We start from the raw sequence: 11,829 nt of genomic DNA, 5'->3' as shown, positions 1-11,829 counted from the left end.
GCAGCGACGGGCGCGTCAGGAGATGGCTTCACCAGAGCGAATCCAGTTGTCAATACGAGAGAGGGCTCGGCAGTAGATGTATCCTAATGAGTCGGTCATGGCGAAGCCCGAACGACCAGCGGTGATCGTCGGAGGCTCCGGCGATACGCTGAGATACGGTGAGTTCAATTCCGCAGCAAATAGATTGGCCCACCTATTTCGATCGCACGGTCTCGAACGACGTGACCATGTCGCGTTCTTCCTCGAAAACGGTTCAACGCGACTTGTAGCGGACTCCGCTGCAGAGAGGACGGGTCTGTACTTCACCGGAATCGACGCGAAGTTCTCCGCCGATGAGGTGGCGTGGATTATCAATGACTCGACGGCCCGTGTCGTGGTGACCAGCGCCCGACTCGGGGAGGTCGCCCGCCTGCTGCCGGCGCGCTGTCCCAAGGTCGAACTCTGGCTGATGGATGGCATCGATCAGCCAGACGGTGAGTTCGAACCCTACGCGAAGACTGTGGGCATGTTTCCCGATACGCGTGTGACGAACGAGCGTCTAGGTGTCGCGATGCCATATACCTCCGGCACCACCGGTCGACCTAAAGGCATTTTCCGGCCGATACCCGATGTCGCCCCAGGAGAACCGCTACCGGTATTCAAGCGGGCCGGCGAGACTTATCAGTTGCGGCCGGGTAACGTCCTTCTCGTTCCCGGTCCGCTCCATCACTCCGCAGCTCAGATCCCAGCAGCGCTGACTATCAGGCTGGGCGGCACCGTGGTGATCATGGAAAGATTCGACGCTGAGACCTTTCTGGAGTATGTCGATCGATATCGTGTGACGCACTCACTCGTGGTGCCCACCATGATGTCGAGAATGCTCGCGCTGCCGCAGTCGGTGCGTGACCTGTTTTCCTTGGACTCTTTGGAAGCGCTCGTCCACGGCGCGGCGCCGTGCCCGACGTCGGTCAAAGCCGAAATGATCGACTGGCTTGGCCCCATTGTGTTCGAGTATTACGGCGCGTCCGAAGCGAACGGAAGTACTCTCTGCACCTCGAAGGAATGGTTGGAGCGACCCGGCACGGTCGGTAAGGCCTCCTTGGGCGAAGTGGTAATTCTCGACAAAGACGGCGACGAGTGCCCACCCAGGGTACCCGGCGACGTGTGGTTTCGTGGCGCAACCAACTTCGTCTACTTCAACGACGAGGACAAGACCGCGAAGAGCACCGATCCGTCGGGCACCATGAGCACGACCGGCGACATCGGCTATCTCGACGAGGACGGGTACCTCTTCCTCACCGACCGGTCAGCCAACGTCATCATCTCCGGCGGGGTCAATATCTACCCGCAAGAGATCGAGAACGTTCTCGCCAATCATCCCGACGTTGCTGACGTCGCGGTCGTGGGTGTGCCGCACCCAGACCGCGGTGAGGACGTCAAGGCAGTGGTTCAGCTTCGCTCTGGGGTCGAAGTTCTCCCCAGCACGCCGCAGCACCTTATCGACAGCTGCGAAGGCCGCCTCGCAAAGTTCAAATGGCCTCGTTCGATCGATTTCGTGGACGAGGTTCCCCGGACCGGGCCAGGAAAGCTCGACAAGAAGACGATCCGTACCTGGTACTGGAAGGGCACGGGCTCGATCATCCGCTGAGCTCACCGCGGATCCCATTTGAAGGAACGAGCGGGCATCACAATTCGCACGAAGCTCGAATAGCACATAGACCGCCGGGGCGACGTCGCCCGAGATGAAAGGCAGGCCATGGGCCGGACGAACATATGGGCGCTCGGTGGACATCAGACCGACTTCGCCCGCAACATCACCCGCGAAGGCGGAGACTTCGCAACACTCATCAAGGAGCTGATCGACCACACCCTCGAAACGTCCCAGGTCGAAGTCGGGGACATCGACGTCATACATGTAGGCAATGCATTTGGTGAGCTATTTGCGCACCAGGGACATCTCGGTGCCCTCCCCGCTGCGGTGGAGCCACACCTGGTTGGGATTCCGGCCTCACGCCATGAGGCCGCATGCGCGTCCGGAAGCATGGCGTTGCTCGCCGCAGTCGCTGACCTCGGCGCCGGCCACTACGACTGCGCGCTCGTGTTGGGGGTGGAACTCGAAAAATCTGTGCCCGGCGATCAGGCCGGCGCGATCATGGGTAGCGCCGCATGGGCAGGACACGAGGGCCGGGACGCGACTCACATGTGGCCGTACATGTTCGACCTCGTCCGCGCCGAATATGTGCGCCGGCAAGACTTGGACTATGAGTACTTGCGGGCAATCGCCGAACTCAACCTTCGCAATGCGAGGTCCAACCCGTTGGCCCAAACGAGAGGTTGGAAGCCCCTCGACGTGCTAGGGCCCGACGGTGTCGACGACACGCTCAATCCGTTCGTCGAAGGGGGCCTTCGACGAACGGACTGCAGCCAGATGACTGACGGCGGCGCCGGCATCGTGTTGGTATCCGACGCCTATCTAGAGCGGCAACGAGGCAGCGCTCGAAGGAGAGCGACACGGGTGAAGGGTTGGGGACACCGCACCTCGACGATCGACCTGCAACAGAAGCTGGCACTCTCCGAGGGCGGGCCCTTTGTTATGCCAGCATTACGTCAAACCGTCGAGCAGGCGCTCGCAGCGGCTTGTTTGACGGTCGACGACATCGACACATTCGAAGTCCATGACTGCTTCTCGATCTCGGAATACGCCATCATCGAGCACCTCGGCCTCACTCCCCCGGGGGAATCCTGGAAGGCAGTCGAGTCCGGGCAGCTCGAACGGGACGGCAAGACACCGATCAACCCTGGCGGCGGCTTGATCGGCGGTGGGCATCCGGTCGGCGCGACCGGGATTCGCATGTTCCTCGACGCCCACAACCACGTTCAGGGCGTGGCTGGCGCCATCCAGATCGAGGGCGCACGCAACGCGATGACCGTGAACTTCGGAGGAAGTATGTCCACCATCGCCTCTTTCGTCCTCGGCGTCGACGAACCCTGACCAGGTCGCGATGCGCGGGGGCGGTGTCTCCTATTGCCGCCCCCATCGCGATGCCTATCTGGCCACTGGTCTGGCAGAGCTGAATTTCTCGACGGCCTCGGTGAAGGTCATCCGACTTGTGGATCGGACGTTCCGGCGGAGACTCGCTACGCACGATCTTCGCCGCAGTAGTCTCGTGAGGCAAGCTGTCGCTACGCAATCGTGACACCCAAATAGGCCGCAACCTTGCTGACTTCCCTCCCCGGTGATGGCCATCTCGACACGTTTGACGCGGTCGGCTCGGCGAGCACGTGTTCGCCGGGATTTGCCGTGACCTCCGCTCGAGATCTCACCGCGGTTGATTTTTGTTCCAGGGTTTGTGACACCGATTCTGGTTCGGTTGTCCACGTCACGGCGTGGGGGTTGGGGTGTTCGCCGAGCCTTTCGGTCCTTGCGGGCCGGCGGCGGGGGCGGGGCGGGTAGATCCGCGAACCGGGGCGCACCCGAGCCTGGGACAACCGCCGGGCGGGGGCTGCTCCCACAGTCGGCGCGGGTCTTCGGCGACGGGGCGGTCGAGCCGCAACCTGGTGGGCGGCCCGACGATCACCATCAGGTTCACACGGTCCGCGGCCGCGGGCCGCGGATCTTCGGTATGGTTCCCTCGGTTGTCCGGAGACTTCTCTATCCGGCTCCCGTGAGCTTTGGTTGTACGACGTCGTCGACACCGGTGGAAGCAAACTCCTCGATCATGCAGGTATGGGATGGGACGGCCACCAGGATGGCGGCGGTGTGTCGGGCCGGTGGGATCACAATGGTTCCGCCACTCACTGATGAGTTACCACCAAATCGAGTTGACCCCGGTCTCGGGCTACCTGTCGTTCACCGAGCGCGAGGAGATCGCTCTGTTGCGACCGCAGGGCGTGAGTATGCGGGAAATGGCAACCGGATCGGAGGGCATAACCACGCCGCGCCGCACGATCACTCCGAAGAGCACTTGATGCTGACCGAAAGGTATTACCGTCAAACAGGTTCAGCAGAATCCACGACCCGTGTGACCACTCACGAGATCGTCTGTTGTTCACCCCGGCTGCATCGGCCTTAGAAATGGCCAAAAAGCTCGGCCTATTTCGCAAGGACACGGGGACCGTCGCGCATCAGTTCGCGACATTCTGAGACAACGACAACGACAACGGCGTGCGCGAAAGCCGGACGCTTCCGGCGTGGTGCTGCGAGCGCGGATCTGATGCTCCTGTAACGCGGACTACCTCAATGAGTGCGGAGACCTGGACTCGGATTTCACGTTCGTCCTGTGGTCGCGGCCACTCGGGCGCCCGTGGGCCTATCCGGCGGTCTGCGACCTGGTGCGGAGGTTACGCGAGCACGCCGGCCGGTCCGATCGTGGACGGATGGGCTGGCATCTCTGAGGGCACCCGAACGGGGACATGTGGTTTGGCCCTGCTCCTGATGCCGGACTGCAATTGAGAACCAGTCAGCGAAGCTGGCTCCGCCGCAATTGTCGGGTGGTCCGAGCCGTGCAGCATTCGGCGGCGAGCTGCCAGGAGGACAGGTGCACGAATCCGACGGCGGCCTCCGGGGACACGTGACGGACACACCCGACCGGCGCCGGAGGGCTCCCGGTGTCGGCGGAACAACATTGCAGTCCGCCTCGGACACCAGCGCGCCCGCGGTAGGGCCGCGCAGCACCACGACACACTCCGGTGTGACCAACCCGGCGGCCGCGTAGATTGGCCGGCTGTGTCGGTGGACACCGCATCGACCGTCGCCACAGGACTCCTTCGAGTCCTTGCCGAGCACCCGCAGCCGACGGCGACCGCAATCCACATCTGGCAACGGAGCGACCGCGCTGCGCAGACCTCCGAGTATGATCGCCTACACCATCGCCCGATCCCGGTGTGTGCGCAGCGACGAGATGAACACGTCCACCGCGTCGGCGTCGAGGGACTCGGATAGCAACCGCGGCTGGCACACCAGTCGGCCTCCGGCCTGGGGTCGGCCAGGCCGGGATGTCGGAGCAGTCCGCGAAGCCGACGCCGTCGTACTACACGGGCCGGGGTGAGGGCACCAATGATCGGCGCGCACCCCCGGTCATCACCAGGTACTCGAAGGCGGCACCGATCACCCGCACCGGAACGCTCATACGCACGACCGTCGCCATCGAGCTCGCCGTGCGGGTACCGCACCGTGGCCCTCTGGATCGACCTGGGCAGCATCCACGTCCGTTCTCGTCGACGTCACAAACGTCAGTATTGCTCTCGCACGACTGCCACCGACCGCGAATTCCGCACCGAGACCGGCGACCGAGATCTGAAAGAACGACGAAGACGATGATGATGGCCCGACCGGCGCCACGCGGACCTATCTTCGGGCGTGTCCGTCGCGAGAGGTCAAGCCCAATTTCACTCCCAGTTGTCGGCGGTGCCAGATTTCGGTACCGAGGGCGGTGGCGTTGGCTCGGGCTCGCTTGAGATACAAATGTGCCGGATGCTCCCAGGTGAAACCGATACCGCCGTGAACCTGGATCATCTCCTGCGTGGCGCGTAGTGCCGCACGAGAACAGACGACGTGGGCGAGGGAGGACGCAATCGCCAGGTCGGGGGAGTTCTCGGCGGCACAGTTGGCCGCGTAACGGGCTACGGCTTTCGCTTCGACGATGCTGACCCATACGTCCGCGAGTCGGTGTTTGACAGCTTGATAGGAACCAATGAGCCGACCGAACTGTGTTCGTCGAAGAGCGTGTTGGACGGTGAGTTCGAGACACCGTTCGGCTATGCCGAGTTGTTCGCTGGCGATCATCGCCACCCCAATCGTGGCGGCGTGATTCAATGCGACCGCTACTTGTGGCCCCGCTGCCAGAACTCGACCTTCCACATTCTCGAAGTGGAGGTCTGCGAGCGGTCTCGTCTGGTCGAATGCGATCGCGCTGTGGATCTGAACGGTGGCCGGGTCAACAGCGATCAGGGCGTCACCGGCTGGGACGAGGAGTACATCGGCCCCGATCGCCCCTGCAACCAAAGACACGTCACCCTGGATGTTCCCACCTGACCACGCTGGCTTTGTGGTGCTCGGCTCTTGTAGGCGGGGCCAAGGGGCGGCGACCGCGGCGACCAGCGAGCCGTCGGCGATTTGGCCGAGCATGTCGCTGTCACCGAGTCCCTGGAGCACTGCTAGTGCGATGACGGCACTGGTCAGAAAGGGCACGTCAGCAACAGCACGTCCGAGTTCTTCGACGACAACGGCCGTTTCGGACCAACTGGCACCGTGCCCGCCTCGGTCTTCGGGAATCGGGAGTCCCGCGCACCCCATTTCTCCAGTGAGTCTTTTCCAAACGTGGTCCGCAGTATCGGCCAGCTCGGTACGCGCGAGTACTTCGGTCCAGTCGCAGTGCTGGGACAACATCGCACGTAGTGCGGATCGCAGGTCCTCGGACTCCGGTGAGTAGAGCAGTGCTCCGGCATCGGTCATCGCTCGAGGTCCTTCCAGGCGATTTCGCGGTCGTGGTTTGTCTCGGCGGGGAGTCCGAGGATGCGTTCGGCGATGATGTTGCGCATGATCTCTGAAGTGCCTGCCTCGATCGAGCTCGCACGGGTGCGGAGGTAGGTATAGGCGGCGTCACGGACTACGTGCTCGTTGGTCCCGGGCCGTCGCATTGTCCAGTCGGTGTAGCGGAGCGAGTTGTCACCGAGCAGTTGCAACCACAAGGTCGAGGCCGTTTGCTTGAACACCGTGGACGCCAGCTTCAGGCCGGATCCCTCGGGGCCGGGGCGACCGGCCTCCTCCAGCTGTGCCAGACGTGCAGCCAACAACCGCAGGCTCTCCGCGCCGATCCACGCGTCGATGATGTCGCGTTCGACGTCTGGGTCTCGACCACCGGCATTCCATGCGGCGATGATGTCGGAAATCATCCCCACTCCCCGGGGCTGTGGGTCCCGGGCTGCTGCCATGCGTTCGTTGGACAGGCTGGTCTGGGTTACCGACCATCCAGCACCAACGGCACCGATGCGGTTTTCGTCTGGAATCACCACGTCGGTCAGGAAGACCTCGTTGAACTCGGCTTCCCCGGTGATCTGGCGTAGCGGACGTACGTCAACTCCGTCTGCTTGCATGTCGCACACAAAGTAGGTGATGCCCTGATGCTTCGGCACATTCGGGTCGGTGCGCGCGAGGAGGAGTCCCCACTTGGCGTCCTGAGCATGGGAAGTCCAGACTTTCTGTCCGTTCACCCGCCAGGCGTCATGTTCGCGTACTGCCCGGGTACCGAGGGCTGCGAGATCCGAGCCGGCGCCGGGTTCGCTGAACAACTGGCACCAAATCTCTTCCGCTGTCCACAGGGGCTTCAGCCATTTCTTCTGCTGCTCTTCTGTCCCGAACGTCAGGATCGTTTGCGCTGCAACATTTGTCCCTCCGGGATTGCGGTTTGGGTTGAGCCGCTCTGCGCCTGCGCGCTCCAAGGACTCCTCCACAGCACCCTGGAACGCCGCATCGCAGCCAAGGCCGCCGAGGCCGAGGGGCTTGTCGACCCATGCGAGACCGGCATCGAATCTGGCTCTCAGATACGCGACAGGATCTGTCCGCTCCGGTGGATACCGATCTATGAAGTCGCGTACGGAGGCCATTACCTCGTCGAAGGTACGAGCCTGCGAGTCGTCCGGGCGCAGCGTACTGGGCATGTCAGGAGTTCGCCTTTCCGATGATGCGTGCCGGTCGGCCGTGCTCACAGTCCGATTGCTTCCGCGACTCGTTCCAGGTGTACGGATGATGTCCCGTAAGACGCCTGGAATGCCTTGATCAACCGGGTAAACACGTGCAGTGGATACTCGGTGGAATACCCGATGGCCCCGTGTACTTGGTGGGCGTTGCGTTCGACCAGATCACCGACCTGATTGAGATAATGTTTCGCCACAGAAACCAATTCGGATGCGTCGGGCCTGTCGCGTCCCAATGCCCAGGCCGCCTCCCAGGTCAGCAGGCGGGCCGCATCGATACCGGATCTCATATCCGCACACCTATTGCTCACCGACTGGAAGGAACCAATGGGCCGCCCGAACTGCGATCGGTCTTTCGCCCAGGTGACCGACAACTCCAGTGCTGCCTCACATGCGCCGACCGTGTGCGCACACTGCAGCACGATTGCTGTATCGATGGCCCGATCGACCGAGCGGGCAACATCGGAGGGTTCGACTGCAAGGACGCGGGACTCACTGATCCGCGCGCCGTCGAGGTGGACCGCTGCTCGTGGCTCGCCGCCGATCACTCGCTGCCGGCGTGTGCTGACCCCCTCGTCAGGCAATCTGAGAATCACCAACGACCGTCCCCGGCCTTCCAATTCGGCATCGACCATGAGCACGTCTGCCTCATGCCCGTACGGCACCAAATTGAAGGCGCCGGACAACAGCCATTCAGTTCCCTCACGCGTGCCGGACGTGCCACGAATCGACCATTCGTTGCGGACGCCGGGCGGAAGCAGGCCCATCGTGCCGATCGAGCTACCATTCGCGAGTGAGGAAATCAGCTCGGATCGGTTCGTGGCTTCCCCGGCGGCGATGAGCGGAAGGGCGACCAGCGACGTCGAGGCGATGACGGGACTTGTCACACCCCCACGCCCGAGTTCCTCGACGGCGAGCGCAAGGTCGATGAGGGATCCACCATCGCCCCCGGCTTCTTCGGGAACCGCCAAGCTGGTCAGTCCCAGCGCAGCGAGCTGCGTGAGGGTCTCATGGCTGGACCGGTTGCCGTTGGTTACCTCGCCCTGCAGGGTCCGGTCGAACTTGCGGTCTACGTATTGCCGAACAGTTGCGACGAGCTGGCGTTGTTCATCACTGAGGATCAAATCCATGGTCTGATCACCGAGCCCTAGGTAGGCCGAGGCCGCGCTGCGACACGATTGCGCGCTGTATGTCCGATGTACCACCCGCGATTGTCATAGCGAGCATCTCGACCCATTCCCGCTCTATCGCTCCGTTCATCGGCGCTTCTTCCTCTTCTTCCAGGAGTTGGCCGGCCGCCGCCAGCACGTCCAGGCCGGCCGCTGCCGCATCCTGGGTCAGTTGTGCGCCATGTATCCAGGCCATCGAGGCCTCGGCCACCGGATCTTCACCAGCCTCGACCATCGACGTGATGCGATAGCTGATCAGGCGTGCTGCACGGTAGCGGCAATAGACGTCGGCGAGTCGTGCGCGTACGGCAGGGTCGTCACTGAGTGGACGGCCGTCGAGGACCGTGCTGCGGGCGTGTTGGATCACCCGGTCGATTGTCCGTGCGGCGCGGCTATGCATAGCGATGCCGGTGCGTTCGAAGGACAGTCCGTAGTTGATCAATGGCCAGCCATCGTCCTGACTGCCCAGCAGGCTGTCTCTGGGTACGATCACGTCTTCGAAGAAGATCTCGTTGATTTCTCCCATGCCCGCCATCGACCGTATCGGCCTGACAACGACACCGGGAGTGGTCATGTCGACCAAGAGCACCGAAATACCGGCCTGTTTCGGTCCTGAGCTGTCGGTGCGGGCGAGGAGCATGCACCAATCGGCAGGGGAACTTGCGTAGCTGTTCCAAATCTTCTGCCCGTTGACGACGAAATGGTCACCGCGGTCCTCGGCCCGCGTCGTTAGCGACGCCAGGTCGGAGCCTGCACCCGGCTCCGAAAAGCCCTGAGTCCAGATCACTTCGCCCCGTGCCATCGGTGGCAGAAACCGCTGTTTCTGCTCTTCGGTTCCGAACTTCATGATCATGGGGCCGATGTAGTTCAGGTTCATGTATTGCGGGCCCCGAGGCTCACCCGCCGCCCACATCTCTTCCCGCAACACCATCTGTGACCACAGATCGCCGTCGCTGCCCCCGTATTCGGCGGGCCACGACAAGGTCAGCCAGCCACGCTTGGCAAGTGCTTGGCAGATCTCGCGCGTGAACGGGATGATCTCCTCGGAATTCGACCCGAAAAGTCCTCGCCATTCCGGGTTCTCGTGCTCGGCGAGGAAATCGCGCAGTTCCTGGCGGAACTGTTCCTGCTCGCCTGTGAATGTGAAGTCCATGATCCCACCTCCTAGGTGTTTGTGGTCGAACTATTCATGCATCGGTGAATCCGACGAACCTCGGCCTTTCCCGGGATCTGGCCGCTGTGATGGCCGCGTCGAAATCAGCAGTTTCGACCAATTCGGCAAGCTGTTCTGCCTCACGGTCCAGAAGCGTTGTAAGGGTGCCGAATACGCTGTCATTCAAGATCCGCTTGGTTGCGGCATATGACCGAGTCGGACCTGCAGCCAGAGCCAAGAGGCGGTCCTGCGCGGCGGCCTCGAATTCGTCGGCATAGACCACCTCGTCGATGAGGCCACGGGCCAGTGCCTCCTGCGCAACAATCGGTCGTCCAGTCAGGGACAGGCTCATCGCGGTTGAGAAACCGGCCCGTGCGACGAGGGTCGCGCTGGCTCCACCGTCCAAGCTCAGTCCGACCTTGCTGAAGGCGAGGACGAATCTGGCTGACTCGCTGGCGATGACAATGTCCGATGCCAGCGCAAACGAACATCCGACACCCACCGCGGGTCCGTTGACGGCGGCCACGACCGGTTTGGGCATCTGCCGAATCGCGAGAATCGTCGGTGTTGTCACCCGTCGGAGGTGGTCGGCGAGGCCAGAGCGCCTCTCGGCGCTGAAGGAATCCCCCAGGTCGGCGCCCGCCGAGAATGCTCGACCGCGGCCGGTAAGCATTACTGCACGTACTGTGCTGTCGGCACCTAGATCCTCCATGATCCGCTGAAACGCCCGCGTCATGTCCAAATCGAAGGCATTCAGAACTTCGGGCCGGTCGAAGACAACTTTCACGGCCGCTCCATGCTCGAGCACGGTGAATCCGGGCTCGACCAGCCGGGTCGTCCAGTCTACCGTCCGACGAGGATCGCTCAGCGTTGCGCCCGTGTCTTGGTTCGGCTGGGCGGCGACAGCAGGTGCTTGTGCTTGTCCGGTGCGTCCGGCTGTCCGTGGTGCGCGCCTTACATCGGTCTGGGTAGACGCGATATCGCACGCGTCTTTTGCCCTCTCGCTGATTTCACTCGCGAGTTCGGTGACCGTTCGGTCGATCCGATCGTCGGGAACCACCATATCGACCAGGCCGATACGCTCGGCCTCGGCACCACGCACGGTCCGACCACTGAGGTAGAGGAGGTTGGTCTTACCGGTGCCCAGGCGAGCTTTGAGTCTTGCGTAGTCGACAGACCCGAACGGCACGGGAGGCGGGTTCAAGCCTCCGATGGTTGCTGACGTGCTCGCAACAATGACCGAGCACGCCAACACCACTGCCACGCCGTCTGCGGTACATCGTCCTCGTATCGTCACGATCACGGGTTGACGGAGCCGAGTGAGGATGTCAGTGAGACGCTGGACGTCGTCCTGCCCGCAGCGCGAGATGAGGTCGAACACGTTGGGGTCCGCATCGAGAACTACACACACGATACGCTGATCGGCGTCAACGTTACTCAACTCTTCGCTGAGATTCGACCAGGACGTCTGGTTGTTCACATGGAGGCGGGCGACGCCACGCTCGACGTGTATGGCATCTGCGTCACGGTCGACGACCAGCGCCGGTTGGGGGTCAGGGTGGACGCCCAGAGGCGGTTGCTGGTCATCCGTCATAGTGTGCCCCGGCTTTCTACAAGTATTGTCGAACGAATCAGGCGCCCGAATTGCCGGTGCCCGGTTACGAAACGAGTGCGTCGGTGGCTGGCAAGTCCGCTGAGGCGGACAGACGGAACAGTATGACGGAAGACGCATTTCCGGAAAGGGCCTGTGCCAGATTGGTACATGCCAGTTGTACAGGGGTTCGGCGGATCGGTCGGCGCCAACACGGAGCGACCGAGCCGAGGGTCACCGGA

At 62.7% G+C, this 11,829-nt stretch carries 8 protein-coding genes and 1 pseudogene; 3 read left to right on the top strand and 6 right to left on the bottom strand.

Annotated features, from left to right (window positions below; genetic code table 11):
• Positions 1-97 precede the first annotated feature (97 nt).
• The 3 genes from MLGJGCBP_RS33345 (at position 98) to MLGJGCBP_RS33335 (ending at position 3,948) form a co-directional block, all read left to right on the top strand.
• Entirely contained in the window at positions 98-1,627 is a 1,530-nt protein-coding gene (locus MLGJGCBP_RS33345; protein ID WP_236581508.1) for an AMP-binding protein, read from the top strand.
• Positions 1,628-1,735: 108 nt separating this feature from the next.
• On the top strand, positions 1,736-2,971 hold the full coding sequence (locus MLGJGCBP_RS33340; protein ID WP_160101030.1) for an acetyl-CoA acetyltransferase: 1,236 nt from the start codon (positions 1,736-1,738) through the stop codon (positions 2,969-2,971).
• 809 nt (positions 2,972-3,780) lie between these two features.
• Complete coding sequence (locus MLGJGCBP_RS33335) at positions 3,781-3,948, top strand: helix-turn-helix domain-containing protein (RefSeq protein ID WP_160101028.1); 168 nt, start codon at positions 3,781-3,783, stop codon at positions 3,946-3,948.
• Positions 3,949-5,326: 1,378 nt separating this feature from the next.
• Here the strand turns inward: MLGJGCBP_RS33335 and MLGJGCBP_RS33330 are convergent.
• The 6 genes and pseudogenes from MLGJGCBP_RS33330 to MLGJGCBP_RS33310 all read right to left on the bottom strand — a co-directional run bounded on the left by MLGJGCBP_RS33330 (position 5,327) and on the right by MLGJGCBP_RS33310 (position 11,590).
• Positions 5,327-6,433, bottom strand: a complete 1,107-nt coding sequence (locus tag MLGJGCBP_RS33330; protein WP_160101026.1) for an acyl-CoA dehydrogenase family protein — start codon at positions 6,431-6,433, stop codon at positions 5,327-5,329.
• The gene (locus MLGJGCBP_RS33325) at positions 6,430-7,638 is read right to left on the bottom strand and encodes an acyl-CoA dehydrogenase family protein (RefSeq protein WP_236581507.1); all 1,209 of its coding nucleotides are present in this window, start codon (positions 7,636-7,638) and stop codon (positions 6,430-6,432) included. The genes MLGJGCBP_RS33330 and MLGJGCBP_RS33325 overlap by 4 nt, the downstream gene beginning before the upstream one ends.
• Before the next feature lie 44 nt (positions 7,639-7,682).
• Positions 7,683-8,441 carry an acyl-CoA dehydrogenase family protein gene (locus MLGJGCBP_RS33320; protein ID WP_236581506.1) on the bottom strand — a complete coding sequence of 253 codons (759 nt, stop codon included), beginning with the start codon at positions 8,439-8,441 and terminating at the stop codon, positions 7,683-7,685.
• A 27-nt stretch (positions 8,442-8,468) separates the two neighbouring features.
• A pseudogene (locus MLGJGCBP_RS54405) lies at positions 8,469-8,804 on the bottom strand (acyl-CoA dehydrogenase family protein); the annotation flags it as partial.
• A 7-nt stretch (positions 8,805-8,811) separates the two neighbouring features.
• Positions 8,812-9,996 carry an acyl-CoA dehydrogenase family protein gene (locus MLGJGCBP_RS33315; protein ID WP_160101022.1) on the bottom strand — a complete coding sequence of 395 codons (1,185 nt, stop codon included), beginning with the start codon at positions 9,994-9,996 and terminating at the stop codon, positions 8,812-8,814.
• A 34-nt stretch (positions 9,997-10,030) separates the two neighbouring features.
• Positions 10,031-11,590, bottom strand: coding sequence for an enoyl-CoA hydratase/isomerase family protein (locus MLGJGCBP_RS33310; protein WP_160101020.1), 1,560 nt, complete (start codon positions 11,588-11,590; stop codon positions 10,031-10,033).
• Between the last annotated feature and the right edge of the window lie 239 nt (positions 11,591-11,829).

It is taken from the genome of Rhodococcus sp. T7, from assembly GCF_009872365.1.
Classification (GTDB): domain Bacteria; phylum Actinomycetota; class Actinomycetes; order Mycobacteriales; family Mycobacteriaceae; genus Rhodococcus_F.
Note: the sequence above shows the minus strand (reverse complement) of the source record. Positions and strands in the feature narration are given on the sequence as shown.